Source organism: Microvirga ossetica (assembly GCF_002741015.1).
In the GTDB taxonomy this organism is placed as follows: Bacteria; Pseudomonadota; Alphaproteobacteria; order Rhizobiales; family Beijerinckiaceae; genus Microvirga; species Microvirga ossetica.
Genome location: NZ_CP016617.1, coordinates 956,061 through 982,930 on the forward strand (window position 1 = coordinate 956,061; position 26,870 = coordinate 982,930).

Here is a 26,870-nt window from a genome sequence, read left to right on the forward strand (position 1 = left end):
ATGTCCGACTCAGCCAACCGTAACGAACGGGTTAGATTGCTACAGCCTTGCAGGAGGCAACCTCATGACCAAGACCATCACGTGTCTCTACCAGGATCAACAGAAAGCCAGCGAGATCGTCAGCCACCTCGAGCAGGCCGGCATCTCGCGCGGTGACATCAGCTTCTACTCGACACCCTCCGACGATCTCATCGACGATCTGGAAAATGACGGCGTGCCGCGCACTGATGCCCATGCCTACGCAGAGGGCGTACGCCGCGGAGGGTCGTTGGTCGCGGTCGAATGCGACGATGACGAGGTCGACCGGGTGATCGGCATTCTGGATGATGACGGCGTACTGGACCTCGACGAGCAGCAGACCTCCTGGCGCTCGGAAGGGTGGCAGGGCTACGACGCCTCGACCTCCGGCAGCACGACTGGTGGCCTTGGCACCGCGGCAGCCGGGCTGGCCGGCAGCCTCACCGGATCCTCCGGCACAACCCGGACGGAGATGGGCGCTGGTGAGGACGTGACCGGATCAGCGGACATGACCCGCGCCCGGACAGACACCGCGGGCGTGAGTGGACGCGACGAGGTCATCCCGATCGCCGAGGAGGAACTGCACGTCGGCAAGCGCGAGGTCGGCCACGGCCGGGTGCGCATTCAGTCCCGTGTGGTTGAGCGGCCGGTGCAGGAGCAAGTCAGCCTGCGCGAGGAGCACATCGAGGTCGAGCGCCGTCCCGTGTCTGGCACGACACAGGCAGGCAAGATCAGCGGCGACCCGTTCCAGGAGCGCACCATCGAGGTAGAGGAGCGCAGCGAGGAGGCGGTGGTCTCCAAGGAGGCGCGCGTGGTCGAGGAAGTGGTGGTCCGCAAGGACGTGGAGCGGCGCACTGAGACCGTGTCCGACACCGTGCGCCGCACCGAAGTGGATGTCGAGGACGAGCGCAACGTCCGTGGCACCGGCACCACAGGCTCAACCGACGGCAAGCGCTGATCCCGCTTCAGTCGAAGCCCGGCGCGACGCCGGGCTTCGACACGCTTGCTGAACTATGTGAGGGCTTGCCCGGTTTATCTGTCAGGAGCTTGATCGTCAGGATCAAGCCGCTCGATGACGGCGCGCTGCTTGCGCAAGGTGACCGGCACTTCGACGGCTTCGGTCTCAATGCGGCGCCGGATGTGCAATTCCTCCTTGAGCACGAGGCGCTTCTCGACGACGAGCACTTCCTCGACGATCGGTAGAATCGTCACATCGCCGTCGGTTCTGATCGCGGGTGCGGTCTCGACCACCTTGTCGATGGGCACTCGGGTGACCTCGACGCTCTCGCGCTGCACCTCCGCATGAGCGAGCTCCTCGACGGTGTCGGTGAGCGTCTGCACGCGCACGCGTCCAGTCACGACCTGCCGCTTCGCGATGGTCGCGATCTCCTCGGCGAGCGGAACGACCTCCTCGGACGTCGTGTGGGCGCCGCTTATCGGCGCATCGTTCAGACTCGGCACAGGCTCAGCATCGTGTGGCGGTACGCTCGAAGGGTGAGTTGGGTCGCCCATAGCTGCTCTCTGGTAAGCGAGGACCAACGGGCGTTCGCCCCAGGGGTTCCTTGCGCCTGAACTCCGCGCAATCTTGGCGGCAAGCGCGACAAATCCTTCACCCGCAAGGCAATTCGTCTGTCTGCGCTGAACCATTTCCACACCGGGGGGTTGGCCCGCGAACAGGAGGTCTCACCATGACCGACGCCCATCATCCCGACACCCCGCGCAATCGCGGCGACACTGATGCTCCGCACAACTCCGAGGGTATCGTCTGTTGAGCTCGTGTTGGCCGTCACAGCGGACTCCCCCAAACCGGATCTGGTCCGTGATGGTGGCTCAGCACCCGATGCCGACGCCACAATCCCCATAACATCCGCAGCGCCTGCGCGGTGGGCCGCGGTTTCCTCCTTTGAGGCTTATCGAACGCCTGCCGCTCGTGCGGCGGCTCCGTTCCGCCGCGGCAGGCATCCAACAAGCCTTAACAAAACCGGTCCATCGGAATGGCTGAGTGCAGGTTAGCTCATCGCGCAATTGCAGACGTTCGTCTGCCCAGCTCAAAGTGAGTCTGGACTGTCGCAGGTTGCCCGAAGTTCGTCTGCTGTTACCCGTGGCGTTACCCGAAAGAAAATCGGGCGAGCCGCTGCAGACACGAGAAGATCATAAAACCCTCGCCGGTTAAGGGTTTGAGGTGGTGAGCGCGCTGGGACTCGAACCCAGGACCCTCTGATTAAAAGACAGGAGCTCTTTCGGCTTCTCCTGCCTAGGGCCTGCCGGGGCTCCGGCGGCGCAAAGCTGACTGTTCTTGAGCACACGTGCCGGTCCAAGGATCTTTTCCGTGACCTTCCTCATTGGGAGACAAGACACAGGCACAGAGCGAACGCCATGAGCGGCATTGGCACAGCGAAGCAGTGGCTGGGAGCGATCACCCGGATCTCGGGCCTCATCGCTCGGCCTGTGCATGAGGCGCAGGGCGAAAGTGGTGTGGTCATCCAGCCCTACCGCGGCTATGGATCCCGCTTCGAGGTGTTCCTGATCGGCCGGGTGTTCCGGCAGTCGAGACCTCCCTCAGAGACCAGACGGGACAACCTCCTTGCTGACCTGCGCGATATTGGCCGGCGCATTGCCCGCCGTGCCGTTCCCAATGCGGGCGGAACAGCCCGGTTCTATGGGACGGAAGAGCCCTTCACCACTGACAAGGACGGCTATTTCCGGGTCCATCTCTCCCCTCCCCTGCCGCCACCGCTCGATCGCTTGTGGCACACGATGGATCTGGCTCTGGAGCAGCCCCAGGTGGTTCAGGCGCAAGCGCAGATCTTCATTCCACCGGCCAGTTGCCGCTATGTGGTCATCAGCGACATCGATGACACCATCATGTACACCGGGGTCGCCAACAGGCTCAGGATGCTGTGGCGCCTGTTCGTCGAAGATGCCCAGAGCCGGGTGGCTTTTCCGGGGGCCGGCGCCTTGTACCGGGCGTTGCACGCTGGCATCTCCGGTCATCAGCAAAACCCCATGCTCTATGTCTCGCGAGCACCTTGGGGCATCTACGAGGTGCTGGAGGAATTCTTCGATCTGCATGGCATCCCGATCGGCCCGATCCTGTTTTTGCGCGAATGGGGCGTTTCCTGGAAAAGTCCGCTGCCACGCAAGGCCGAGGACCACAAGCGTGAGCTGATCCACAACATGCTGGCGCTCTACAGCGAGCTGCCCTTCGTGCTGATCGGCGACAGCGGTCAGCATGATCCTGAGATCTACCGCCAGATCGTTGACGAGCATCCCGGCCGGGTGCTTGCAGTCTACATTCGCAACGTCTCCCGGGATCGCAAAAGGATCAAGGAGATCGAGGATCTCGCCAAGGTTGTTGCGGGTGCGGGCAGCAGTCTGGTCCTGGCGGCTGACAGTATGGCGATGGCCGAGCACGCGGTCAGCCTTGGCCTGGTTGCTCCAACAACGCTCTCCGCGGTCAGGAATGAGAAAGCGGCGGCCGCCGACACGGCGCGGCCGCCAGTGACCTATGGCATTCAGCGTGCCACACCGGCTGCAACAGCAGACGCCGTGTCGCAGGGTGACTTGCAGCATCTGGTCGAGACCGGATCGGAGGCCGTGCCGCCAAGCGTCATCGTCGAGCCAAAAACCCGCCAGCCTTTCAACGAACCCTAGCCTAAATTTAATGCCGCCCCCTCAGGTAGCATAGAACTTGGACAGAAAGAGTGCTGGGTCTGAGCGAGGCCTCTCAGAGCTAACTCCATTCGGTCTCAAATCGGGTAGTATATCGCCATCCCTGTCGTGAATGGCGGATAATGTGATTACTGTCTTTTAGCGACCGGGCCCTGGTGTCTTCTGCGCCATTCGAAGTCCTAGCTCCCCGGCAAACCATATCGAGATCGCCTATCTCGCTATGGGACCTCCACGAAACGGTGGAACTTGGTCCTGTAGACATCGTTTGTATCAGCCATGACGCCCTTGAGCCCCGCCACGCTTCACCTGTGCATCGACATGCAGCGCCTCTTTTCGACGGAGGGTCCTTGGCCGAACCCGTGGATGGAGCGCGTCCTGCCGGTCGTTGCCGAGGTTGCGGAGCGAGTTCCCGAGCGCACGGTTTTCACGCGCTTCATTCCGCCTTTTCGACCTGAGGACATGCCGGGCACATGGCGCGGCTACTACGAGCGCTGGCGCGAGGCGACCCGTGAGCACCTCGATCCTCGCCTCCTAGAGCTGATGCCGCCGCTGCAGCGTCTCGTGCCGCCTGCCGTCATTCTAGACAAGCCGGTCTATTCGGCCTTTGCCGGCCATAGGCTGCGCGATCTCGTGAGCGAGCGCGGCATCGACACGCTGCTGATCACCGGCTCGGAAACCGACATGTGCGTCCTGGCGACAGTGCTCGGCGCCGTCGATCTCGGCTTGCGCGTCGTGATCGTCACGGACGGCGTTTGCAGCTCCTCAGACGAGGGCCACGATTCCCTTTTAACGCTTTACTCGAAACGCTTCCGGCATCAGATCGAGACGATCGAGAGCGAAATCCTGTTCGCACAATGGCCGGCGGAGGAATTATGAAGTTGGGCTCTCTTCGGATCGGGCGATCATCACCAACCAGCAGGGAGTAATCCTTGGGCTCGGCACTGGCTATGATTAGCTCCCGAAAACCCCTGAGCAATTGGCCGACATGGCCCCCGTGCTCGATCATGCCATCGGTGTACTCATGCCGCTCTGGCCCTGCATGGACGGCTGCACATGGGTGAAGGCGTGCATTCGGGTGGTGTTTATCCAGCTGATGAACGGCCTGTTGGCCCTAACCTGCCGCTCCATGAAATCCATGGCCGCATTGGTCTCGTCGTCGATGGTCTCCATCCGCTTGCGGTTCAGCGGACCCGTGCCTTCGATGCGGCCGTCGCGCGAGGTCCTGAGGAGGCCGCGCGGGGAGTTCGCCCTGACTGATACCAGTCGACGCGAAGGCTGACTCATTCGGGGTTTTCAAACTAGCGCGGGTCTGACTCCATGGTGGTGACCAGGAGGTTCGCCATGCGCCCAGGGATCGAGCTTCGCACGGACTATGATGCAGCCCGGCTTCGGGCTTTGGCCAGAGGAGCCCGCAATGCAGGACAAAGCCGGCGGCTGCTGGCGCTGGCCGAGATCTATGAGGGCGGCTCGCGGACCAAGGCGGCACGGGTCGGTGGTGTCGGGCTGCAGACGGTGCGGGACTGGGTGGTGCGGTTCAACGCCCATGGACCCGAAGCCCTGATCGATGGCACGGCACCAGGCAATGCCTGCAAGCTCCAGGCCTGCCACCGCGAGGCCTTGCTGGCCCTGGTGGAGCAGGGTCCTATTCCAGCCGCCCATGGCGTGGTGCGTTGGCGGCTGAAGGATCTGGTGCAGTGGGTCTGGGACGAGTTCCGGATCGGAGTGAGCGAGACGACGCTGGGCCGTGAACTGCGGATGCTCGGCTATCGCAAGCTCTCGGCCCGCCCGCGCCATCATGCCAAGAGCGACGCCGCGGAGGCGGTTTTTAAAAAGAGTTTCCCGCGCGAGTGGCGGAAATCGCCTCCAACGAGGCCGATGGCAAGCCGCTCGAGATCTGGTTTGCCGACGAGGCGCGGATCGGCCAGAAGAACAAGATCACCCGGCGTTGGGCCCGGCGCGGCACGCGCCCGTCGGCGCCGCGGGATCTGCGAACCGCCTCGACGTACATCTTCGGCGCGATCTGTCCGGCTCAAGGAAAAGCAGCCGGCCTCGTGCTGCCGCGTTGCACCACCGAAGCCATGGCGCTGCATCTGGCCGAGATCGCGCAGGCGGTGGCTCCAGGTGCTCATGCGGTGCTGCTGCTCGATCAGGCTGGCTGGCACGTCTCGCGCAAGCTGAAGGTGCCATCGAACATCACGCTTCTCCCGCTGCCGGCGAAAGCGCCTAAGCTGAACCCGGTCGAGAACATCTCGCAATTTATGAGGGAGAACTGGATCTCGAACCGGGTGTTCACGTCCTACACGGACATTCTCGATCACTGCTGCGAGGCCTGGAACGACAGCGTCAGTTGATACCCCCTTCCACAACCCGGCGGATCGGGATTCGATTGAGATCGAGGTCACTGATTCGCGGCACCCGCTCTTCGGCCGCCGGTTCCTGCTGGTCTCGGTGAGCGCGCGCCGGCATGACGGCCACGCTCTCGTCGCCTATCGGGACCGCGTGGTGCTGAAGCTTCCGATCGGAGCGACGAGCCTTGCTCCACGGCCGTCGTGTGAGCCGCCGTGCAAGCTGACACGTGAGGCACTGGAGGAACTGATCGCCCTGGCCGACGAGTGCGGGGTGGCGCCATGCCCATGCGACCCGAACGCGTCTGGAGACGCTTGCCCGACGAACTCCGCGCCGCGATCGCCGAAGACGTCGCCGCCATCCTCACAGAGGTGATCTATGAGATCGGAACTTATCACCGACCGGCATCTGGCCCGCCACGCGGTCATCTACATCCGCCAGTCCAGTCCGCACCAGGTGCTGAGCAATCAGGAGAGTCTGCGCCTGCAGTACGATCTACGTCGGCGCGCGCTCGGCCTCGGGTGGCGTGAGGAGGACGTCGAGATCATCGATGCCGACCTCGGGCTGAGCGGCGCAGCCGCTGTCCACCGCGAGGGCTTCAAGGACCTGATCGCACGCGTTACGCTCGGCCAGGTTGGCATCGTGCTCTCCTCCGAGGTGACGCGCCTGACCCGAAACTGTTCGGACTGGTACCCACTGCTCGATCTGTGCGGCTACAGGGACTGCCTCATTGCCGACCGCGACGGAGTCTATGATCCGGGCACCGCTAATGGGCGCCTGCTGCTCGGGCTCAAGGGGACCCTCTCCGAAGTCGAGTTGCACACGATCCGCGCCCGCCTCACGGCTGGTCTCCTGAACAAGGCCGCACGCGGAGAGCTGGCGCTGATCTTGCCGGTCGGCCTCGTCCGGGAGACTGGCGGTGTGGTGGTCAAGAACCCTGACCGCGAGGTGCAAGCCCGCCTCGATCTGATCTTCACGACCTTCCTGCGGCTCCGCTCGGCCAGCAAGGTGCTGCACGCCTTCAACGAGCGCGGCCTGAGCATCCCGCGCCGGGGACGGTTCGGCGATACGGTCTGGCGCCCACCCACCGTTGCGGCCATCCTGCAGGTGCTGAAGAACCCCGCCTACGCCGGCGCTTTTGTCTACGGGCGCACCCGCTCGGTCCGCACAGCGCCCTTAGGCAAAGGCTCGCAAAAGAGGCTCCCGCGCGAGCAGTGGAGGATCGTCGTGAAGGACCAGTACCCCGCCTATATCAGCTGGGCGACGTTCGAGAAGATCGAGGCCATGCTGCGCGACAATTACGCTGAGTACGACCGGAACAAGACGCGTGGCGTGCCGCGCGAGGGTGCCGCGCTGCTGCACGGGATGGTTTACTGCGGCGCGTGCGGTCACAAGATGGTGGTCCAGTACAAGGGCGGCGCCCGGTACATGTGCAACTATCTTCGTCAGCAGCATGGCGTTCCGGTGTGCCAAGTCATCCCGGCCGCGCCGGTCGATGCCGAGGCCGTGGCGGCTTTCTTCAAGGCCCTCACCCCCGCCGAGTTGGATGCCTACACGCAGGCTGTTTCCCTCCGGCGCGAGGCAGACGCAGCCGGGCTGAAGGCTCAAGCGCAACAGGTTGAGCGGCTGCGCTACCGGGCGGCGCTGGCCGAACGGCAGTTCGATCAGGTCGATCCAGACAACCGTCTCGTCGCGGCTGAACTCGAGCGGCGCTGGGAGGAAACGTTGCGTGATTTGCGCCAGGCCGAAGCCGCGCTCGCCGATGCGGCGCCGGAAGAAGGCCGCGTCATCCCGTTCGGTGTCGGCCCTGATCTCCAAGCCGCGTTTACCGAGGTCGGTCGGCGCCTGCCGGATCTATGGCAGCAACCGGCCCTCACCACGGTGCGCAAGAAGGCGCTGCTGCGATGCCTCATCGACAAGGTGGTGATCCACCGTGCCGTCCGGGACACGATCGCCCTACGCCTCGTCTGGCGCGGCGGCGCGACGAGCGAGATCGCGCTGCCAATTACGGTTGGCTCGCTCGCTGAACTGTCACGGAGCGGCGAGATGGAAGCCGCCATCGTCGAGCGCGCCCGCGCGGGTGAGAGTGATGCGGCCATCGCCGCCGCGCTGACCGCCGCCGGACATCGCTCACCTCTGCGCCAGGCGGTCTTGCCGAGCACAGTTCAGGCCATCCGGCTGCGGCACGGCATCCTGCGCGAACGCCGCCAGTCGCATCCGCGCCGCATCCCCGGCTGCCTGACGGTGTCCCAACTCGCGGCCCAGCTCGGCGTTACGCCGCACTGGATCTATGACCGCATTTACAACGGCACGATTGCTATTGAACTGGATGCCAAGACAGGTCTCTATCTGTTCCCGGATGGCCCCACGACCTTGCGCGCGTTCCAAAAGCTCAAAGCCGGCAAGGTGGACCGCCTCTCTCCCGTCCCTCGGTTGGCTTGTTGAGGAGGGCACTAAGATGCGTGATCGAACAAGCTGACCAACCAACCTTGGACCATCAGGTCCATCGGCCTGCGCGACTGGGCGAATGCATGAGGATCAGCGCCGGTTGGTATGAGGCATCGGTTCTCGGAACCGACCGTCATCTCCTTGCTCGGCATGGGGAAGCCGTTTTCCAGTGCACCGTTCATGGCGGTGCTCGCGATGAAGGGTAACATCAGGTCTGATCGTCACGCCTTTGCGGCGCCGATGGTGTCGGCCATCGTCGCACCGCGCTGCCCCATCGGGCGATCCGGTCCGACCGTCGTGTCCCTGGCGGTCTGGTGCTCCATCTCGGCGTTGATCTCGGCACCCACCAGTACCACGATGCCCGAGATCCAGATCCAGGTCATGAAGCCGATAACGGCGCCGAGCGAGCCATAGGTCTCGTTGTAGCTGCCGAAGTTCGCCACGTACCAGGAGACCAGCATCGACACGACGAGCCACAGCACGGCCGCCACGAGGCCGCCCGGCGTCACCCACTTCCACTCGGCCTTGTCGCGGCTCGGGCCGTAGCGGTAGAGAAGGGACAGGCCCAGCACGACGCAGGCCAGGAGGATGGGCCAGCGCGCCAACGAAAGCAGCCACTCGGTACCGCTGCCCAGGCCGACAAAGCTGAGGATGACCGGCAGCACGACGATCCCGGCCAACGCCAGGAGGATGAAGCCGATGGCCGCGAGGGTGAACGCCAGCGACTCGAGGTTCAGCTTGAGGAAGCTGCGCTTCTCTTCCTCGTCGTAGACGATGTTGAGTGCGTCGATCATCGCCTTCATGCCCGCATTGGCACTCCACAGCGACAGGACGAGACCGATGAGAAAGCTGACGCCAAGCGTACCGCTGCCCTTGGAGGCAATGCGGACGACTTGCTCGCGGACGATGTCCAGCGCCCCGCTTGGCAGCACGCCCGAGAGGGCATTGAGATGGTCGTGGATCGTCGCGGGATCGGCGAACAGGCCGTAGATCGACACCAGGGCCGCGATTGCTGGGAAGATCGCGAGCAGGGCATAGTAGGTCACTCCTGCTGCCACGGCCATGAGCCGGTCCTGCCCGAACTCCTCGTAGGTCCGCCACAGGATGTCCTTCCAGCCGAGTGTCGGGATTTGGGTCGGCGTGTCGGCTTCGCGTCCGCGCCCGCTCTCGCCAGCCGCCTCGGGACGCGCATGCTGCGCCTTGCTGCGACCCGACCCCAACCGACTTGTGCCGCCTTGGCCACGTCTGTGCGCGATTGCCGTGCCCGGGCTTGCGCTGTCGGCGAAGACGTGACGCGCCAGCGCCCATCCGGCCACGATGGCCAGCATGGTGACCGTCGCGGAGATGGTCTGGTGCGTCTGTGAATCTCGAGACGGAGGCGTGGCGGCCATGACGGATGTGCGATCTCCGGAATGCAGGCAACGGGCCAGCCTTGGCCATTGAAGTAACCGGGATCGGCAGCCCCGGGTTCCCGGATCCCAATGCTGTCCGGATCCACGCACCCGGCGGTCGCGGGGCATCGGCTCACCTGCCTCCGGCTTGTCCACATTCCGCTTTGGAACTTCGGTGATGCCGTGCCGTTAGTCGCCGCATCAATGCCTTGCACCCTTTGACCCGAAGCCAGGAGAACCTTTCATGGCCGCAAAACAGAAGACGCTCGACGACCTCTTCCTTCACACCCTGAAGGACATCTACTACGCCGAGAAGCAGATCCTGAAGGCCCTGCCGAAGATGGCCAAGGGCGCAGAGTCGGACGAGCTCAAGGCCGCCTTCCAGACCCATCGCGAGCAGACGCAAGGGCAGATCGAGCGGCTGGAGCAGATCTTCGAACTCCTCGGCAAGCCCGCGCGCGGCGTGCCCTGCGAGGCGATCAAGGGGATCATCGACGAGGGCACCGAGATCATGGAGGACTTCGCCGACAGTCCGGCTCTCGATGCCGGCATCCTGTCCGCGGCCCAGGCGGTCGAGCATTACGAGATCACCCGCTACGGCACGCTCAAAACCTGGGCCCGGGAGCTCGGGCTGACCGAGGCCGCGACGCTGCTCGATCAGACCCTTCAGGAGGAGAAGGAAACCGATGCCCTCCTCACCCGGCTGGCCGAGGCCCGGGTCAACGTCAAGGCGGCGTAGGCGTCGCCCGCGGCGGAAGTGCCTGCTCAACCGCTCAAGGCCGGATCATGCAGATCCGGCCTTTGGTCTGCCGATGTCCACATCGATCCATGGCGGTTTCGGCATGGCGCTTTACAGAGCGGAACCAGGTGTGAAGGATTCCTCCTTGCCTCGGACCGTCAGCACAAGGAATGCGCCGATGAAGCTCTTCAAGTGCCAGGCCTGCGGCCATCTCCTCTATTTCGAGAACCGCGCCTGCGAGCGTTGCGGCCATCGCCTCGGCTACTTGCCCGATGCCGGCACGCTCTCGGCGCTGGAGCCCGATGGCGGCACGACCTGGCGTGCGCTGGCCCGGTCGGAGGGGGCCGACCGCTTCTGCGCCAATGCCGAGTTCGACGCCTGCAACTGGCTTGTCCCGGTCACCGCGGGCGAGGCGTATTGCACCGCCTGCCGACACAACGGCGTCATCCCGGACCCTTCGGTCCCGGCCAACCTGGCTGCCTGGCGCGTGATGGAACTGGCCAAGCACCGGCTGTTCTACACCCTGCTCAAGCTCCAACTGCCCTTGGTCACACGGGCCGAGGATCCGGAGCATGGGCTGATCTTCGAGTTCCTGGCCGAGCCGCCCGCGAACGATGGCCCCAAGGTGATGACCGGACATGACGAGGGCCTCATCACCATCGCGCTCAGCGAGGCCAACGATCTCGAGCGCGAGCGGCGGCGCACGGCCATGGGCGAGCCGTACCGCACCCTGCTCGGCCACTTCCGACATGAGGTCGGCCACCACTACTGGGACCTGCTCGTGCGCGATGGCGGCCGGCTCGAGGCCTGCCGGGCCGTCTTCGGGGATGAGCGGGAGGATTACGGCGAGGCCTTGCAGCGCCACTACCGCACAGGCGCGCCGACCGACTGGCAGGAGCGCTTCGTTTCGGCCTACGCGACGACGCATCCGTGGGAGGATTTCGCCGAGACCTGGGCACACTACCTGCACATCGTCGACACGATCGAGATGGCGGAGGCCTTCGGCATCCGGGTCGGCCCGCCGCTGGACGACAGCGGCACGCTGTCGGCCGACTTCGGCGTCGATGCGGACAGCGGGGCTGACATCGGACAGGTTGTCGAGGATTGGTTGCCACTCACGTTCGCGCTCAACAGCCTCAACCGCTGCATGGGCCAGCGCGACCTCTATCCCTTCATCATCAGTCCGCCGGTCGTCGAGAAGCTGGGCTTCATCCATGGCCTCGTGCGGGATGCGGGGCGCTGACGGCCGGAACCAACGAACTCCGCGATCCTGACAGCGGCCCCGGTTGTCCCGAACGCGGGGTCGTAGACGACACCGAACGCGTCAGGGCTCCTTCCGCCCGAGCTCACGCTCGGCGCGCCGCAACGCGAGCAAGAGATCAATTTGATCGTTGGGGATCGGCTCACCCTCGATGTCGGCGAAGACCACCTGGAGCTGGGCTCCGATATGCTTTTGGGTATCAGGGGCAAGCGGCGGAGCTGCGAGCTTCTGGTTTGGGCGTCCCTCGTTACGCATGAGCCTACCTGTACGTACTTTGGCACCAGCGGCTGGATGAACCTTCCTGCCGTCGCGGGAACCATCCCCGTCGGGTTCGAGGTCACGGAAGCGGCCAGCGGCGGGCAGGCCCTGGGACTCCTGCAAGCCGGGATCGCCGTTGATGTGCTGCTGACCGACATCCGCCTGCCGGGGGCCGATGGCTGGACGGTGGCCAAGGCCTACCGCGAGCGCTTCCCCGACCTGCCCGTCTTGTACGTGACAGGCTATGCGGAGCGAATGCAGCCCGTCCCCGGCGGGATCATCCTCTCGAAGCCTTACAAGATGGCTCAGGTGATTGGCATTCTGGAAACACGGGCCGCTTGAGACGGGCTGCGTTCCGACAGCCGTTCATGGGCGGCACGGTTGCCCGTCAGCAGCCCATCCATGGGCCGAGTCCGTGACCGATCAGATACCCGGCTGCGCGCTCCTGTGCCAGAGCCTGCCGTCTGAGGGAGCGGTGGTGTTGCCACAAGGCGAAGCGAAGCCGTCGTGTGATCATACCCACCTCCCGCTCTGGCTCGGGACCGGGAATCGTCCCGCCCGTGTTTCGCCCTAGCTTCCCTGCTAACGGGTGGTCCCTGAACGGGAGCTCAGGATGCTCAGTCCATGGCGTGGCCTTGCGCTCCTGCTGCTGACGGCCGGGCTGATGGTCCTGGAACCCTGGAGTGCTCACGCCGAGGCCGAGGTCGACCTCGCGCTGGTGCTGGCCGTCGACGTCTCCCTGTCGATGGAGCCGGACGAGCAGGACCTCCAGCGGCAGGGCTTCGTCGAGGCCTTCCGCTCCTCGGAGGTGCACGAGGCCATCGGCAAGGGCATGCTGGGGCGCATCGCGGTGGTGTACGTCGAATGGGCCGGGGCCGGATACCAGCAGGTGGTCGTGCCCTGGACCGTGATCGAACGGCCGGCGGATGGCCAAGCCTTCGCAGCCCGTCTGGCTGATCGGTCCATCCAGCGCTACGGCTACACCTCCATCTCGGGCGCCATCGACTTCAGCCTCTGGAAGCTGCGGACAAGCGGCGTTCAGGCCGTCCGGCAGGTGATCGACATCTCCGGTGATGGCGCCAACAACCAGGGCCGCATCGTGACCGCGGCGCGGGACGAGGCGCTGGCGCAGGGGATCACCATCAACGGGCTGCCGCTCATGCTGAAGCGGCCGGACGGCCTGTGGGACATCGACAACCTCGATCTCTACTTCCGTGACTGCGTGATCGGCGGACTGGGGGCCTTCATGATCCCGGTGCGGGAGAAGGCCCAATTTGCCGAAGCCATTCGAACCAAGGTCGTCCGCGAGATCGCCGACAGGCCCCGGATCCAGTCGCTTGTCCAGCCGACCCAGGCAGAGGGCCGGGCCAACTGCCTGGCCGGGGAACTCCGGCGGCAGCGGAGTGGAAACTGACCGATCCGGGAGCGGTCAGAGCCAGTCGGATGATCCGGCGGCAGCTCGGGATGGTCATGCGCGATGACCTCAACCTGCTGCGCCTGGCCTTGATCGCAAGCATGACCTCGTCCCGGCCTCGAGGCTGCGATCGCAGATCCGGCAGGCGGCCGCATCATGGCACGGGCGCCCTGCGGCATCCGTTGGAACGAGGGGCCAAGCGACACGGTTGTTTCGGCATCGGGCGGGCCATCGCAGAAGAGCCGCGCTCACGGATGAGGAACAGACGCCATGACGCACAGATTTGGGATCGGCCAGCTCGTGCGGCCACGGGAACGCCTTCTCGAGAATACCGGGATCTACGAGATCCTGGGTCTTCTGCCCTCCGGACCGGACGACGAGCCCCTCTACCGGATCAAGGCAGCGGCAGGGCCGGTCCAGCGCGTCGTACGTGAAGCCGACATCGTGCCGGCATCCGCGTCCTCGCAAGCAAACGGCTGAACAGGGTCCGCCCCCGGCGCATCATCCGAACCAGGAACGATCGGCGAGATGATCCCGATGCGCATCGCCGTCCTTGCCCTTGCAGCCCTGTTCCCCGGCATCTCCGCTGCCCAGGGTGATGTTTGGACCCTCGAACTCCTGGAGCGATACGCCTCCTGGGTCAGGGACGGCGGATTCGCCTGTCCCATGGCCACGAGGGTCACGGAGGTCGGTTCCGATGACCGAGGCACTGCGTTCAAGGTCATCTGCGGTCCGGCCGCGGCCGCCGTCACCGGGGAGGAGGTTGCGTACCGCCTGGAGGTGCGCCCGAACGACACCCGGCTTGTGGAGCCGTGGCAGGAGTAGCCCGCCTCCCGGCGGAAGGATTCTCGTGCCGATCCGCCAAGGACGCACCGGGTCCCGCCCTGCCGATGCTTGCGCGGCCGACCCGCCGGACTCCAAAACGGATTCCAGGTTCAGCCCTTGACCGATCTGTAGCGTTGTGCCGCCCCGATCTCCTCTGATGTGATGACGGCTGGCAGCCTTGGCGCGGCGATTCCGATCAGGTCCTTCACCATCGGATGATCCAGGTGGATGCCGACCTGCCCCCGGCACGCCCACAAGGGCATTCCCGCCATGCCCGCCCATCCTTGCTTCAGTCCGGCGGACGTATGCGGTGGATGGCCTTCCCCGAGACCCAGAGCGATCCCGCCCCGTAACGGATGGCATCGCCCATGGGACCCGACCCGGTGAAGCGGCGGATCAGCGTGTTGGTCCTGGGGTCGATCTGCGCGACCGGCGTTCCCGGGACACTGATCCAGACGTAGCCGCCACCGCAAACGATATCGCCGCCGTCCAACCGTCCGATCGTCTCGATGGTCGCCAGCACCTCGCCGGACCTCCCATCGATCCTTTGCACGGTACCATCGCCTTGGTTCAGCACCCAGATCGAACCTTCTCCGGACGCAATGAAGCGCGGCTTGTCATGGAGCCTCGTGGTCGAAACGATGGCATTGCTCTTCGGGTCGATCCGGTAGAGCTCGCCGTTCTCGGAACCCGTGACCCAGACCGAGCCGAAATCGACCACGATCCCGGCGCTTCCTGACGGGAGTGGGATATTCGCCTCGACCGCCCCGGTCTGGGAATTGTAGCGCGTCAGAACGGTGTCTTTCGTCGGACTGGACTCGGCTGCCGTCACAACCCAGACCCCGCCCTCCCCCGCACCGATGCTGCCCTCGCTGGCCACCATCTGGGCCGGGATTTCCTGCACCAGCTTATTGGCGCCCGGGTCGATCTTGAGGATCAGGTCCCGGCTCGTGGCAGGCACCCACACGGCCCCTTCACCGACCGCCATGGCGCGATACCTACCAAAGCTGCCGAGCTCGATGGCCAAAACACTGTTGTCAGCGGCATCGACCCGGACCAGGGGGCCACCGCTTAGGGCTGGATCCGCAGATCGGGCCATCATCCAGAGGGAGCCAAACCCAAACCCCAGGAAGTCGCCGCCCCGGGGAATTTCCGTCTGCATGATCAGGCTGGTGGCTGGCAACTCTTCCGCCGCCAAGCCCAGGCTTGGCGAACCCAAGATCGGAAGCGATAGCAAGATCAACGTTCTTGCCATGCTCCTCGCCGTCCTCCCTGGAAGGACATCGGCTCGGAAGCTCCGTCCCGTCGGACCGATTACAGCATGGAACCAAGGCTGCGCCTCGCAGGGGAACACGCTGGATCGCACGGCTTGGAACCTGCCATCCACTCCTCCTTCAAGGCTAATTGAGGGTGGGGCGGCGAAGAGGGCAAGCTTGAGAGACATGGGCCGCTCCATAAGACGGGTGGGCGGCGCTCGTCAGAGCGTCGGGAAACGCTACTCGGCCTAGTTTACTCCCATCCGGGCATCCTGTCGTCGCACCAGCGCGTAAAGTCGCGCTATTTCGGATAACCCTCAGTATGGAACCGCTCTGTCGCCCTTCTCGGGGCGCCTGTTCGCTTCTCCAAAAACGGCTGTCTCGCGGCCGCTGATTGATGCCCTGCGGTGTCCATTCCAGGGTGAGAAGCTGCCAAGCCACCACGGCCAGAACCACGACCCCGAAGAGGCTGACCAGAAGAAGGATGGCGCGCATCCTTTTCCTATGTCGGATCAACTCGGCATCGTTGGCTGTTCCCAGCCAATCCGGTTCACTCTGATTGCGCTGTTTGGTCTTCACGGTGCCCCCCGGCAGAAGGAACCGTAGCAGCCTCGCGCACGCAAGACAAAGCCGGCCGCGAATTTTGCATAATCTCCAGTATGGAACTGGATCCCGGGTGCAGATTTTGCTTGACCGGATGAGACACGAAATTCCCATCAAGAAAATTTGAACCTCTGCCGTTAATGCCCGTTATTGCTCCGCTCAGTCCGTGAGGTAATTGACCTTATGGGACAGCAATCCTGGGGGTCTGATGCCTAAGCCGAACGGTCACAGAGCCAGATGGGTGCAAATAGAGGCGGCAAAGCACACCACCCCGGAAAGCATTCGGCGGCGAATTGCCTATGCGGAAAAGCAGATCAATGCCTTAGCGGGCGCGGGTCTCGGTCAAGAGATAGAACAGGCTCGGGAGACCCATTCCGAGTTGATCCAAGTTCTGTCGGAACGCCTCGCCTGTCAGAACTCGTTAGACAAGTCTCTGATTGTCCTCCTTAGAGATGTCACCTCCGGGGAGTGACTGCTGAGAGCTCAACCCACCTTGAACAGGCTCTTGCCTTGGCCGCGCCGCCGCGGGGCGCTGTTGCTCCGGCTCATGTCGAGCTCCTTCTGCCGCTCGGCGATATAGGCCAGAACCGGGCCCAGCCGCTTGTTCTCGACGACCGCCGCCTGATCCACCTGCTGACGGCGGTCAAAGGGCCTGTAGGGCAGCTCCAGGCCCTTGTGCTTGATGGCAAAGCGCCCATCCGGATAGTCATAGACGGTCACCCGCTGGCGGGCGAGGGACAGCGTGATCGCGTTCGGCTCGAGAATGAACAGCACCTGGTCGTACTGCAGGGTCAGATTGCGCGAGACCGTCCGCTCCTCGCGCCAGGCGAACACGTCATCCAGCTCATCGTCCTCGCTGAGCGGGCGATGCAGGTCCTTGTCGCTGTAGGGCGCCTTGGCAAAGCGGCGGTTGAAGTCCGCCATGAATGCCGGCAGGAAGGCATTGCCCGCCTCAAGGGTCGAGATCCCAGCCAGTCGCATCTCCTTGACCAGGCGGTCCTGCAAGGTGCCGTTGGCGCGCTCGACGCGGCCTTTGGCTTGGGGCGAGTTGGCGCAGATGATGTCGATGTTGAGCTGATGCAGGGCTCGCCCGAACTGGGTCATGCCGTCACCGCCCACCGCTCCTTTGCCGTTGACGCGGAAGACGGCATGCTTGTCGGAGTAGAACGCCACCGGCTTGCCGTAGGCCTCCAGGTACTCCCGGGTCGATCGGAAATAATCAAAGGTCGACTCGGTCTCGACGAACTTCAGGTGCATCAGCCGGCTGGTGGCATCGTCAATGTAGACCAGAAGCGTGCAGGGTGGGCCGCGATCCTCGAACCAGGAGTGCTCGGAGCCGTCGATCTGGACGAGTTCGCCGACGCAGTCGCGCCGATAGCGCGGCTGGTGCACCCCTTTGAGCTTCTGCCGGCGCTCCTGCCAGAGACCCGCCGCGATCATCCAGCGCCGGATCGTCTCGACACCCAGATCGATGCCGTGCCGCTCGGCGAGCTTCTCGCAGGCGAGCGTCGGGCCGAAATCGGCATAGTTGGCTGTGATCAGCGCCAGCACCTCGGTCCGCAGCGCCGCCGGGTAGGAGCGGTTGCTGGGCTTGCCGCGCCGGCGCGACACCAAGGCCGTGGGACCACCGGTCTGATAGGCCTTGAGTAATCGGAACACTTGGCGCCGTGTGATCCGCAGCAGTTGGGCAGCTTCGCGCACCGTAATTCGCTCCGCCACGACGTCCCGCAGAATGTGAACCCGATCGATCTCCGGCCGGCTCATCCCGATCACCGTCATCAGACCCAATCTCCCCAGCACCATCACCCAGGGAGAGTGACATTTGTAACGGGGAGAGGAGTGACCTTTCTAACGGGGTTCTACACCACCATTTCGCATTTACCTGGAGGTGTTCTGTAAATCCTTAGGCAGGCCAGGCGATTAGACCTGATTGACATGTCATCCATGGGCATTTGCGATCGAGGTGCCACCGCCATGCTCGCTGTCAAGAACAGGCCTGCGGCCTGCCGCCTCCGGCGGGGCCCTGCGGGCCTTCTTGACCGCTCCGCGTGCCGGCGGCTTGGGGTGTCCAAGCCCTGACGGCTTTGCCCGTCATGGCTCATGACGACCCATAACGTGTCAACCGGCTGCGCACCTCAAGAAGCTCGGTCACGGCGCGCTGATGGCGGCTACGCCATTCCTCTGCTTCGCCGAGCGCGCGCTCATAGCGGCGATCCAGCTCCATTTTCTGCTGGCGGACCTCGGCCAGCTCCGACTCCAGCCGCTTGACCTTGTTGCGCAGCGCCACCTCGATCGTTGCGGCACGGCCCGCCGAGCGAACCCGGACCTCCTCGCCATCGACCGTCACAACCTGCTGAAGCGCTGTCGTGCGAAGTTGCTGGATCACCTCCTTGAACTGGCGGTAAAGGTACTCGCGGCTGACGTTGGCGCGCTCGGCCACGGTCTTGAACGAGATGACCTCACCGTTCCGGCGCATGGTGCCCAAGATCTCTTCGACCGCACGCCGCTTGGTCACACTCCGCTGCCGCGCCGCTGCCAGCAGCCCGCTGGTATTTTCGAGCCTGTCCACTGAACGTCCCCTCCGCCTTGATCGTCTTGATGATGGTCTTGACGTTCGCAAGCCCCTGCTGGGTTCGCTCCATCCGCTTGCGACCGATGTCAGCCATGCGCCGATGGCCGTCGTGCTCGAAGCCTTCCACCTCACCTTTGAAGCGGGTGAGGCTGGCAGCCATGGTGCGCATTTCCTTCTCGAAGAACGGCAACTGCCCGATATCGGCCCGGAAGTACGTGCACGTGAAGCAGGCTCCGTTGTGTTCGCACCATTCACCGATCTGGCCCGGAAGCGAGCAGAGGCCGCCGGGGACGTCAACCGCCAGAGTGGCACCCTTGCGCAGCGCCAGTTCGGCGACCTTGTCGTCGACCTCGCCCTTGATGGAGATGAACTTGCCACCACCCTTCTCGAGGACAGCTTTCTTCTTCAGCTTCAGACGCTGATTGACGTAGATCAGGCTCATGTCGGCCGAGGCATGGCCGAGTTCCATCTGGATCATCATGATGTCATAGCCGGCCAATGCCAGTTCGGTGCCGTAAAAATGGCGCAGGTCATGCCAGCCGAACTTGTAGATGCCGCCGTCCTTGTCACGAATGCCTTGGCGGATGATCCACTTCGCGATCACGTCCCGGGTGTGCCCTGGACTGAGATGGACTTCGGCATCGCCGAGCCTGTGCGGGAACAGGTATTGTGTCTCGCGCCGCCATGCTGTCCGGACGTCGTCCTGCTGCTCCTGGATGGCCTGGATGACCAGAGCATGGGCAGCATCGTTCTTGTGCAGCGGCTTGGTGTTCCAGCGCTTGACCTTGGACTGGTAGAAGGTCAGCAGCATGAAGTCGGCATCGTCCGGATCCGGTGCCAGGCAACCGAACGCAAGGGCGTGCAGGTCGATGGACCGCATGCCCGTATAGCGGGCGATGATCAGAAGACGTTTACAGACAACCGGCAGGGAGTCGAACCTCAGGAAGATCTGCTCAATGACCTCCTCGGGCACCATCGCGTCTTCGAGATTGCGCGCATATTCATGCGTCCGGGGATGATAGCTACGAACCCTGCGAACGTTCCTCTTATCGAAGACAAGGCGGCGCCAGCGGTATTCCGGGAGGTAGGCGGAGGCCCATTGGACCATGTTGAGCGGGTCCGTATACCAGTTCTGCCCGGTAAAGCCCTTGTCGTTGCCCCATGACAGGAACGTATGCTCGATGAACTCCTGTGTGATGTGTTCGGGGCGAGGCGAGGAATGAAGACTGTACAGGCATGCCTCGATCTGTCCCAGGGAGGCAATGTAGGATGGCAGAGTGCGCGGCGAGAGTTCCTTGTGCTCGATTTTGTTGAGAACGTAGCGCCGCGCTACGGTGCGCAGCCACGGAAGTTGAATGCGGAAGAAGCTGAGATAGGGTGCTTTGGACCGCGTCACCGGAACTTCATCGGCGGGATAAACATCCTCCAGGAGAACCAGGTCCCTGGCCTCCACCGGCTTGGCTTTCTCGCGCAAGAGGATGAGGGTGAACACCAAGAGGTTGGCCACGGCACTGGCCACGGGCCCATAGGCTGTCTCGTGGATCGTGGCGTCCCGACGCCATTTGAGCTTCGTGGGGCGAACCGAGTATTCCCTCCCTGCCAGCCAATTCTCAAACAGGCTCCGAAGGGGCGTGCTGCCGCAGCCTAAACCGCTCTCGATAGGGCGACCGAAGTCGATCAGGTGGCGGACCGCAGGTGCTTGAGTGGATGCAAGGTCAGCACAGAAGGGAATCAACTGAATCGCTCGCGTGTACCAGCGGTAGTGCCGGCTCTGTGGCCGTGACAGGCGCCAGGCAAAAAATGCCTTGAGCTCCGTCTTGTAGAACTCCGGCACAGCGGCGAAGTCGAAGCCAATCCCACCCAGCAACTCATCGGACAGCGTTTGTCCGCGCTGCCGGATGATGGATGCCGGGCGGCCCTTTCTGCTGCGTTCTCCATGGGTGTTTCTCTCAACACAGCCACTACTGGGCCCAATCTCCTGGGCGTCGCGGAGGATTTGAGCGTGCCGCGCCCCGCCATAACTGTCCGGCGCGTATAACGCGGATCCGGCGTCGATCCCGAAGCATTCCCGAAGCGTATGGAAGCCCCACAGGTCTCGTTCGAGCAGGGCAGGGTGCAGGGCGGCCAGAAAGGCTCGCAGGCTCCCAAGATACGCGACGTCCGGATCGTAGCTTCGGGCGAGCTTCAGAGCCATTTGAGCTTCTCCTCCGCCAGGCCGATACGCCTCAAGTCATTCAGGCGCTCTTCGACCTCCGTGTGGTTCCTGAGCTGCAGCTTCTTGTACTCGGCATTGAACAGGTGCTTGTAGATGGCATTGGTCGTCTGCGGGCTGGCATGCCCGAGGCGGTCAGCGACATCGAGCAGGCTATAGCCCTGAGCGATCGCCTCGCTGGCATGGGTGTGACGGAACATGTGCCAGGTAAACGCAATCCCCGAGTTCCGGACCAGACGCTTTTGAATGTCGTAGGCGTTGCTCTCAGACAGCCCGCGGCCGATTTGCGCTTTGGCGATGTTGCAGAACACATAATTCGTGCCGGTCTCGAAGGCCGGAAGGTATTCGTCGCTGGCGACATAGTCCTCATACATCGTCATCACGAAGTCGAGCACCGGGATCGGCCGCGCCCTGCCGTTTTTGACGCGCGCCTTGTTCTCGTGAAGGCGGGGCGTGACCCAGATGACGTTCTCCTCCAACCGGAAGTCCTCGTGCAGCAGGCCCCGGGCCTCGCCGATCCGGATGCCGGTCGTGTACAGGAGGACCACCAGGAAGGCGTCGCGCATGAGGCTGGCCGCCTCGATGATCTTCAGGACCTGCTCGGGCTTCAGCCGGTGGTCGACGGCCCGTTTGGCGGAGGCCGCCTTGGCCTTGTGGTCCGACCGGCTTTCGGTGCGGCGCCGCGGCTTGCGCTGTGCGATATGAGCCAGGAAAGGCTTGTAGGCGTCGGGATGATAGGCGCGCGGCCTCTCGTCATTGCCAAAGATCAGCGCGGCGTGGCGCATGTCCAGAAAGGTGTAGAAGGCCTTGATCGCAAACAGGATCTGGTTGTGCAGGCTGGCGGAAACGTCCACGGGTTCCGGGCGCAGCGGGATGATGTTGAGGGCGATCTTCAGATCCAGGATCGGGCCATGGCGGATCAGCGCGGGAATGAAGCGGTCGAGGTCCAAGGGTGTGATCTCCCGGAAGCTCTTGCCCATGGCCGCGAGATAGTTGCCCAGCCGGACCACGTGCCGGGCATAATGGGCGACGGTGCTCGGGGCGTGATGGCGCGCCTCCAGGTAGATGACGAACTCGCGGATCTCGGTGACGATGGCGTCACCGTCATAGGCGGTCCAGGTGACGTGGCCGCTTGGGAGGACGCTGCGCTGCAGGTGCATGGGCCGTCATCCGCGTCGTTGATACCTGATGGTACGACTGTCAGGGACCAGCGCCAAGCGTCCAAAGGGGTAGGTCGATCACGTCGTTGACATGACCAAGCGACCTAGAGGTATTCGCATAAGCGCACTTTTGACAAGAAGTTTGTGGCCCTTGCCGTCGTCCTGATAACTACTCAGGCGGCTAGCACGGTTTCCCGATTGAAGCTTTCGAGGATCCATTGCCGAACCGCTGTCACGGCCGGACGCCGCTCGTGATCGCCGGCATCGATCAGGAAAAATGAGGCGGGCGCCTGGACACTCTCAGCGAACGGTCGAACAAGAATCCCCGATTCCAAATAGCGTTGGCAGGTCACGTTGTCTCCCATGGCGAGACCAAGGCCGCCGACAGCCGCCTCGATCATCGCCAGATGATTTCCGAGATAATGGCGTCCTCCGGTGATGATGCTTCCCTGTGGGACCGTCGCCAGCCAGAGATCCCACTCGTGACCGTTCGCGGCACATAGCAGGGGCGTGTCGGCCAGCTCACGGATGTCACCACTTGCGAAAAGATCCGGCCGGCAAACCGGGAAAAGATCGGTGTCAGTCAACCGCTCGCTGCGTCGACCAGGCCAAATTCCATCGCCATAGCGAATGCACAGATCGACATCGGAGGCGATGACCTCCTTCGGACTGTTTGAAGGACGCAGGTGTAACCGCAGGTCCGGGTACTGCTTCAACAGGTCGCCGACTGTCTTCACCAGCCATAAGCATGTCAGGGCCGGAGGCGCGCTCACCGTGACGTCGCCCCGGACACTCGGTCGATCCAAGCTGATGACGGCCGTCGCCAGAAGATCGAACCCGGAACTCAGGGGGGGCAGGAGTTGCTCTCCTGCCACCGTCAGCTTGAAGCGGTTGCCCGCCCGCTCCAGGAGATCGGTGCCGACAAAAGCTTCCAGCGTCCGGATCTGGTGGCTGACCGCTCCGTGCGTCACCCCAAGCTCCTCCGCGGCACGGGAGATCGAGCGGCGGCGAGCCGCTGCCTCAAAGGCCCGCAGAGCATTGAGAGGAGGAAGCCGGCGTGCTGCCATTGTTAGATTTTCTCACAGTTGAGCCGGAGACATTCTCGTTTGCGTGAGCCTATCTGTCTATAGCAAGGTCTGGGGCTCTTGGCGGAGGCTTCCGGTCGGCCGCTGGACGGATTTCAGAAATACTCAAAAAGGGAGCGGCTCGGTGAAGCGTCTTCAACTACTCGGCATTGCGGCTCTGGGGCTTCTTGCGGCCACAGGCAGCACCTTCGCACAGGCAAAGAAATGGGAAACCGTGAAGATCGCCACGGAAGGCGCCTATGCTCCGTGGAACTTCACCGGCCCCGGCGGCAAGCTCGAAGGCTTCGAGATCGATCTCATCGGCGAGCTCTGCCCGCGGATGAAGGTGAAGTGCGAGATCGTGGCCCAGGACTGGGATGGCATCATTCCGGCGCTCAATGCCGGCAAGTATGACGCCATCATGGCCGGAATGCAGATCACCGATAAGCGGCTGGAAACCATCAATTTCTCGCGGCCGTATGCCCGCACCCCTGGCGCCTTCCTTGTTCCCAAGGACTCCCCCCTGGCAAAGGTGCCGAGCGACAAGGTCTTCGATATCGGCGCGGACACTGCAGCCGCCCAGAAGGCCGCTGACGAGATCAAGCCGCTGCTCAAGGGCAAGGTCGTGGGCGTCCAGGGCTCGACCACCCTTGCAACCCTGATGGAGCGCCTGTTCCAGGGCGTGGAAATCCGCGAGTACAAGACCACAGAGCAGCATGATCTCGATCTCGCGGCTGGGCGCGTCGATGCCGTGGCCGCCGCCACGACCGCCCTCGACATCACCCTGAGCAAGCCGGGCTTCGAGACCTTCGTCATTGCTGGTCCCGGCTTTACCGGTGGCTTCATGGGGCGGGGTGTCGCGGCGGGCTTACGCAAGGCTGACCAAGACCTGAAAGTCATGTTCGACGATGCAATCGCATCGGCCCTGGCCGACGGCACGATCTCACGGCTGTCCCAGAAGTGGTTCAAGCGCGACCTCGCCGCAAAGTAATGAAGTTCAACATTGCTGAACTGGCCCCGCTCGGCTGAGCCGGCGGGGCACGCTGCCTCTTTGCATGAGGACGAGACACGAGAGAGCAGACGCTTCCCCGATGTTCGTCCCCTGCCCTCCTTCAAACCTGGAGTCGGACCATGTCCTTTCGCGTTCTCTCGGCACAGATCATGCACGAGTCGAATTCCTTCAGCGTGCGCCTGACATCCCTGGACCGCTTCGCCGACTTGATCCTGCTCCACGGTGACGAGGCCTTAGGGGCGCTCGATGGGACGAATACCGAGGTCGCGGGCTTCCTTGATGTTGCACGCGAGAAGAACTGGGAACTGGTTCATGTCCTCAGTGCCCATGCTAATCCAGCAGGCTGCGTCACCGAGGAGGCTTTCGAGGAGATCGTGAAGGTCGTCGAGGACGCCGCCCGCCGGGAGCGGGAAGGGCTCGACGGGATTCTGATCGCCTTCCATGGCGCCATGGTCACAACCCATTCGGGCGATGGTGAAGGAGAAATTCTCGAACGCCTCCGCGCGATTGTCGGTCGCGATATTCCGATCGCCGCGACGTTGGATCTGCATGCCAATGTCACCAGGCGCATGTGCGAACTGGCTGACATTCTCGTGTCCTATAAGACTTATCCGCATATCGACATGCGCGTGGCTGGCCGGCATGCGGGCGAGTTGCTGCATCGAACCATGGCTCGCGAAATCAAGCCGCACACCCTCTTCGTGCGCCCGCCCATGCTGGAGGACGCTAATGGCGGCCGGACGGATGTTGGGCCGCTTGTCGCTGTGATGGAGCGGGCACGGGCGTATGAAAGCGCGCCCAACGTTCTCGCAGTGAGCGTCAACGGCGCTTTTCCTTATGCCGATATCGATGAGATCGGCCCAACCATCACGGTGACATATTCCGGGGATCCGGAGCCCCACCGACTCTTCGCCGAAGAGATGGCCAAGGCCATGTGGGATATGCGCCATGATCTCGTTAACCGCTTCCTGTCTCCTGAGGAGGCGGTGGCTTCCGCGCTTGCGGGCGATGACCGGCCTGTGGTCATTGCGGATTATGCCGACAATCCCGGAGCTGGCGGGTACGGTGATGGAACGAACCTGCTTCGCGCCTTGATTGCGGCAGACGCAGACGCCTGCTTCTGCCCGATCGTGGACCCCGAGACTGCCTCGCAGCTGCAGAGCCGGAGGCCCGGTGAAACGGTATCGATTCGCCTTGGTGGCAAAGTGAACTCATCGTTTGGCGGTGAGCCTCTGGAACTCACCGGCACCTTGTTAAGCATGTTCGATGGCAGCTACACTTGTGATGGACCGATGTATGCGGGTGTCCGCATGTCCTTTGGCCCTACGGCAGTGGTTGCGGTTGGGCGTGTTCAAGTCGTCGTCGTCACCGAGCCTCACCAGTGTCATGACCTGCAGCAATTCCTCGCATTTGGTATTGACCCTCGCGCCAAGAGGATCGTCGCTGTCAAATCCATGCAACATTTCCGGGCCGCGTTCGAGCCGATCGCAAGTCGTGTTGTGGTGTGCGACAGCGGTGCGCTGGCCTCTCCGGATCTGACGAAGTTCACCTTTACCCGCGTGCCGAGTCCGATGTATCCGCTCGACCCTAATACCCCGTACAATTCCGAAGTCTTCATTCGTTCCCGGTCCTCTGACGAACCTGTCACAGTGGAGAGGCGAGCATGACACAGCCCTCCCCTGCTTGGCTCGATGCCACTGCCGTCGAGGGCCGGATGAAGCGTGTTGACGCCGTCGCGGCGATGCGCGACCTCTTCGAGGCGTACGGACAAGGCCGTGTGACCCAGCCCGCGCAGGTTCTCACCCTGCTACCCGACAGCCGGGGCGACTTCATTACCTACTCGGGTATTCTGGTAGAGGACGGTGTCTTCTGGGTCAAGGTTTCGCCCTACGTGGTCTCCCCGTCTGGTGGCAAGGTCACGGCCACGACGATGCTGGTGAGCCTTGAGACGGGACAACCTTTGCTGTTCTGCGACTCGCTGGCGCTGACGACAGAGCGAACCGCCGCAACAACGGCTTTGGCGGTCGACCTCCTCGCTCGATCTGATGCGGCCAATCTGGCAATCATCGGCAGCGGTCCTATTGCCCTGGCTCACCTGCGTCACGTCATGCCGCTTCGATCGTGGCGCGGGATCCGCATTCATTCACGCAATATCTCCGCCAAAAAGGAGACCCTTGAGGCGCGCGTTGGTAAACTCTGGCCGGTTCCCGAGATCGTTGACGATTGCTCTCTCGCGGTGGCGGATGCCGATGTGGTGCTGCTTTGTACATCCTCCGGCACCCCTGTTTTATCCATGGACCATATCAGGCCCGGGATGCTTGTGACCTCGATCAGCACGAATGTTGCACGAGCCCACGAAATCCCGCCGGATGCCCTGGCGCGAATGAATGTCTATTGCGATGATCGGTCGACGACCCCGCTCATCGCCGGTGAGATGGTCCTGGCATCGGAGAATGGATGGTCTCGCGACGACATCCGCGGTGATCTGGGTGAACTTGCGTGCGGCAAGGCGCAGGCTCCCTCCCCCGATCACCCCAGCTTCTTTCGGTCCATGGGCCTTGGGATTGAGGACGTGAAGATGGCCCTCGAGATCCACCGCTTGAACTCGCAACCTTAAGC

General features: G+C 63.4%; 23 protein-coding genes and 2 pseudogenes. 14 read left to right on the forward strand and 11 right to left on the reverse strand.

Annotation, left to right across the window (positions count from 1 at the left end; translation table 11 throughout):
• Positions 1–64 precede the first annotated feature (64 nt).
• Entirely contained in the window at positions 65–976 is a 912-nt protein-coding gene (locus BB934_RS32545) for a YsnF/AvaK domain-containing protein (RefSeq protein ID WP_099513979.1), read from the forward strand.
• Between the two features lie 74 nt (positions 977–1,050).
• On the opposite strand, the gene BB934_RS32550 is transcribed toward BB934_RS32545, so the two are convergent.
• Positions 1,051–1,479, reverse strand: a complete 429-nt coding sequence (locus tag BB934_RS32550) for a YsnF/AvaK domain-containing protein (protein ID WP_237050415.1) — start codon at positions 1,477–1,479, stop codon at positions 1,051–1,053.
• A 915-nt stretch (positions 1,480–2,394) separates the two neighbouring features.
• Between BB934_RS32550 and BB934_RS32555 the strand changes: the two genes are divergently transcribed.
• Both BB934_RS32555 and BB934_RS32560 read left to right on the forward strand, forming a co-directional pair.
• On the forward strand, positions 2,395–3,672 hold the full coding sequence (locus tag BB934_RS32555; RefSeq protein ID WP_099513981.1) for an App1 family protein: 1,278 nt from the start codon (positions 2,395–2,397) through the stop codon (positions 3,670–3,672).
• A 294-nt stretch (positions 3,673–3,966) separates the two neighbouring features.
• Positions 3,967–4,566 (forward strand): cysteine hydrolase family protein, encoded by a 600-nt coding sequence (locus BB934_RS32560; protein WP_099513982.1) that lies wholly within the window; start codon positions 3,967–3,969, stop codon positions 4,564–4,566.
• A gap of 67 nt (positions 4,567–4,633) precedes the next feature.
• On the opposite strand, the pseudogene BB934_RS32565 reads toward BB934_RS32560, so the two are convergent.
• Positions 4,634–4,965, reverse strand: a pseudogene (locus BB934_RS32565) (arylsulfatase); the annotation flags it as partial.
• Between the two features lie 42 nt (positions 4,966–5,007).
• Here BB934_RS32565 and BB934_RS32570 point away from each other — a divergent pair.
• A pseudogene (locus BB934_RS32570) lies at positions 5,008–6,026 on the forward strand (IS630 family transposase); the annotation flags it as partial.
• A gap of 388 nt (positions 6,027–6,414) precedes the next feature.
• The gene (locus tag BB934_RS32575; RefSeq protein WP_099513354.1) at positions 6,415–8,481 is read left to right on the forward strand and encodes a recombinase family protein; all 2,067 of its coding nucleotides are present in this window, start codon (positions 6,415–6,417) and stop codon (positions 8,479–8,481) included.
• A gap of 224 nt (positions 8,482–8,705) precedes the next feature.
• Here the strand turns inward: BB934_RS32575 and BB934_RS32585 are convergent, their stop codons facing one another.
• Positions 8,706–9,875 (reverse strand): YihY/virulence factor BrkB family protein, encoded by a 1,170-nt coding sequence (locus BB934_RS32585; protein WP_173909542.1) that lies wholly within the window; start codon positions 9,873–9,875, stop codon positions 8,706–8,708.
• Between the two features lie 244 nt (positions 9,876–10,119).
• Here BB934_RS32585 and BB934_RS32590 point away from each other — a divergent pair, with 244 nt between their 5' ends.
• Both BB934_RS32590 and BB934_RS32595 read left to right on the forward strand, forming a co-directional pair.
• Positions 10,120–10,614 (forward strand): YciE/YciF ferroxidase family protein, encoded by a 495-nt coding sequence (locus BB934_RS32590; RefSeq protein WP_099513985.1) that lies wholly within the window; start codon positions 10,120–10,122, stop codon positions 10,612–10,614.
• Positions 10,615–10,792: 178 nt separating this feature from the next.
• Entirely contained in the window at positions 10,793–11,857 is a 1,065-nt protein-coding gene (locus BB934_RS32595; protein ID WP_099514313.1) for a zinc-binding metallopeptidase family protein, read from the forward strand.
• A gap of 81 nt (positions 11,858–11,938) precedes the next feature.
• On the opposite strand, the gene BB934_RS47650 is transcribed toward BB934_RS32595, so the two are convergent.
• Complete coding sequence (locus BB934_RS47650) at positions 11,939–12,130, reverse strand: hypothetical protein (RefSeq protein ID WP_157934455.1); 192 nt, start codon at positions 12,128–12,130, stop codon at positions 11,939–11,941.
• A 36-nt stretch (positions 12,131–12,166) separates the two neighbouring features.
• Between BB934_RS47650 and BB934_RS47655 the strand changes: the two genes are divergently transcribed.
• The 4 genes from BB934_RS47655 to BB934_RS32615 all read left to right on the forward strand — a co-directional run bounded on the left by BB934_RS47655 (position 12,167) and on the right by BB934_RS32615 (position 14,372).
• Entirely contained in the window at positions 12,167–12,475 is a 309-nt protein-coding gene (locus BB934_RS47655; RefSeq protein WP_157934456.1) for a response regulator, read from the forward strand.
• A gap of 271 nt (positions 12,476–12,746) precedes the next feature.
• On the forward strand, positions 12,747–13,547 hold the full coding sequence (locus BB934_RS32605) for a DUF1194 domain-containing protein (RefSeq protein WP_099513987.1): 801 nt from the start codon (positions 12,747–12,749) through the stop codon (positions 13,545–13,547).
• Positions 13,548–13,817: 270 nt separating this feature from the next.
• Positions 13,818–14,027: a hypothetical protein gene (locus BB934_RS32610; RefSeq protein WP_099513988.1), complete on the forward strand. Its 210-nt coding sequence runs from the start codon at positions 13,818–13,820 to the stop codon at positions 14,025–14,027.
• Between the two features lie 57 nt (positions 14,028–14,084).
• The gene (locus tag BB934_RS32615; protein ID WP_157934457.1) at positions 14,085–14,372 is read left to right on the forward strand and encodes a hypothetical protein; all 288 of its coding nucleotides are present in this window, start codon (positions 14,085–14,087) and stop codon (positions 14,370–14,372) included.
• A gap of 110 nt (positions 14,373–14,482) precedes the next feature.
• Here BB934_RS32615 and BB934_RS47660 read toward each other — a convergent pair whose 3' ends face one another.
• From BB934_RS47660 to BB934_RS32650, 7 genes are all read right to left on the reverse strand, one after another.
• On the reverse strand, positions 14,483–14,644 hold the full coding sequence (locus BB934_RS47660; protein ID WP_157934458.1) for a hypothetical protein: 162 nt from the start codon (positions 14,642–14,644) through the stop codon (positions 14,483–14,485).
• A gap of 17 nt (positions 14,645–14,661) precedes the next feature.
• On the reverse strand, positions 14,662–15,627 hold the full coding sequence (locus BB934_RS32620) for a Vgb family protein (protein ID WP_099513990.1): 966 nt from the start codon (positions 15,625–15,627) through the stop codon (positions 14,662–14,664).
• A 1,087-nt stretch (positions 15,628–16,714) separates the two neighbouring features.
• A complete protein-coding gene (locus tag BB934_RS32630) occupies positions 16,715–18,010 on the reverse strand; it encodes an ISNCY family transposase (RefSeq protein ID WP_099511638.1) in 1,296 nt (431 codons plus the stop codon).
• Positions 18,011–18,329: 319 nt separating this feature from the next.
• A complete protein-coding gene (locus BB934_RS32635; RefSeq protein WP_099513992.1) occupies positions 18,330–18,716 on the reverse strand; it encodes a DUF6262 family protein in 387 nt (128 codons plus the stop codon).
• Complete coding sequence (locus BB934_RS47665; RefSeq protein WP_157934460.1) at positions 18,691–20,997, reverse strand: tyrosine-type recombinase/integrase; 2,307 nt, start codon at positions 20,995–20,997, stop codon at positions 18,691–18,693. The genes BB934_RS32635 and BB934_RS47665 overlap by 26 nt, the downstream gene beginning before the upstream one ends.
• Entirely contained in the window at positions 20,988–22,175 is a 1,188-nt protein-coding gene (locus BB934_RS32645; RefSeq protein WP_099513993.1) for a tyrosine-type recombinase/integrase, read from the reverse strand. The genes BB934_RS47665 and BB934_RS32645 overlap by 10 nt, the downstream gene beginning before the upstream one ends.
• Positions 22,176–22,348: 173 nt before the next feature.
• Positions 22,349–23,242, reverse strand: coding sequence for a LysR substrate-binding domain-containing protein (locus BB934_RS32650; protein WP_099513994.1), 894 nt, complete (start codon positions 23,240–23,242; stop codon positions 22,349–22,351).
• Between the two features lie 142 nt (positions 23,243–23,384).
• On the opposite strand from BB934_RS32650, the gene BB934_RS32655 reads away from it, so the two are divergent.
• From BB934_RS32655 to BB934_RS32665, 3 genes are all read left to right on the forward strand, one after another.
• Positions 23,385–24,230, forward strand: a complete 846-nt coding sequence (locus BB934_RS32655) for a transporter substrate-binding domain-containing protein (protein WP_099513995.1) — start codon at positions 23,385–23,387, stop codon at positions 24,228–24,230.
• A gap of 140 nt (positions 24,231–24,370) precedes the next feature.
• Positions 24,371–25,918 carry a M81 family metallopeptidase gene (locus BB934_RS32660; protein WP_099513996.1) on the forward strand — a complete coding sequence of 516 codons (1,548 nt, stop codon included), beginning with the start codon at positions 24,371–24,373 and terminating at the stop codon, positions 25,916–25,918.
• Complete coding sequence (locus tag BB934_RS32665) at positions 25,915–26,868, forward strand: ornithine cyclodeaminase family protein (protein WP_099513997.1); 954 nt, start codon at positions 25,915–25,917, stop codon at positions 26,866–26,868. Before BB934_RS32660 ends, BB934_RS32665 begins: the two co-directional genes overlap by 4 nt.
• Positions 26,869–26,870 lie beyond the last annotated feature (2 nt).

What these genes read in the sequence shown, in the direction of transcription:
- BB934_RS32545 (WP_099513979.1), top strand. Translation starts at nt 65, where the DNA reads ATGACCAAGACCATCACGTGTCTCTACCAGGATCAACAGAAAGCCAGC.
- BB934_RS32555 (WP_099513981.1), top strand. Translation starts at nt 2,395, where the DNA reads ATGAGCGGCATTGGCACAGCGAAGCAGTGGCTGGGAGCGATCACCCGG.
- BB934_RS32560 (WP_099513982.1), top strand. Translation starts at nt 3,967, where the DNA reads ATGACGCCCTTGAGCCCCGCCACGCTTCACCTGTGCATCGACATGCAG.
- BB934_RS32575 (WP_099513354.1), top strand. Translation starts at nt 6,415, where the DNA reads ATGAGATCGGAACTTATCACCGACCGGCATCTGGCCCGCCACGCGGTC.
- BB934_RS32585 (WP_173909542.1), bottom strand. Translation starts at nt 9,875, where the DNA reads ATGGCCGCCACGCCTCCGTCTCGAGATTCACAGACGCACCAGACCATC.
- BB934_RS32590 (WP_099513985.1), top strand. Translation starts at nt 10,120, where the DNA reads ATGGCCGCAAAACAGAAGACGCTCGACGACCTCTTCCTTCACACCCTG.
- BB934_RS32595 (WP_099514313.1), top strand. Translation starts at nt 10,793, where the DNA reads ATGAAGCTCTTCAAGTGCCAGGCCTGCGGCCATCTCCTCTATTTCGAG.
- BB934_RS47650 (WP_157934455.1), bottom strand. Translation starts at nt 12,130, where the DNA reads ATGCGTAACGAGGGACGCCCAAACCAGAAGCTCGCAGCTCCGCCGCTT.
- BB934_RS47655 (WP_157934456.1), top strand. Translation starts at nt 12,167, where the DNA reads ATGAACCTTCCTGCCGTCGCGGGAACCATCCCCGTCGGGTTCGAGGTC.
- BB934_RS32605 (WP_099513987.1), top strand. Translation starts at nt 12,747, where the DNA reads ATGCTCAGTCCATGGCGTGGCCTTGCGCTCCTGCTGCTGACGGCCGGG.
- BB934_RS32610 (WP_099513988.1), top strand. Translation starts at nt 13,818, where the DNA reads ATGACGCACAGATTTGGGATCGGCCAGCTCGTGCGGCCACGGGAACGC.
- BB934_RS32615 (WP_157934457.1), top strand. Translation starts at nt 14,085, where the DNA reads ATGCGCATCGCCGTCCTTGCCCTTGCAGCCCTGTTCCCCGGCATCTCC.
- BB934_RS47660 (WP_157934458.1), bottom strand. Translation starts at nt 14,644, where the DNA reads ATGGCGGGAATGCCCTTGTGGGCGTGCCGGGGGCAGGTCGGCATCCAC.
- BB934_RS32620 (WP_099513990.1), bottom strand. Translation starts at nt 15,627, where the DNA reads ATGGCAAGAACGTTGATCTTGCTATCGCTTCCGATCTTGGGTTCGCCA.
- BB934_RS32630 (WP_099511638.1), bottom strand. Translation starts at nt 18,010, where the DNA reads ATGACGGTGATCGGGATGAGCCGGCCGGAGATCGATCGGGTTCACATT.
- BB934_RS47665 (WP_157934460.1), bottom strand. Translation starts at nt 20,997, where the DNA reads ATGGCTCTGAAGCTCGCCCGAAGCTACGATCCGGACGTCGCGTATCTT.
- BB934_RS32645 (WP_099513993.1), bottom strand. Translation starts at nt 22,175, where the DNA reads ATGCACCTGCAGCGCAGCGTCCTCCCAAGCGGCCACGTCACCTGGACC.
- BB934_RS32650 (WP_099513994.1), bottom strand. Translation starts at nt 23,242, where the DNA reads ATGGCAGCACGCCGGCTTCCTCCTCTCAATGCTCTGCGGGCCTTTGAG.
- BB934_RS32660 (WP_099513996.1), top strand. Translation starts at nt 24,371, where the DNA reads ATGTCCTTTCGCGTTCTCTCGGCACAGATCATGCACGAGTCGAATTCC.
- BB934_RS32665 (WP_099513997.1), top strand. Translation starts at nt 25,915, where the DNA reads ATGACACAGCCCTCCCCTGCTTGGCTCGATGCCACTGCCGTCGAGGGC.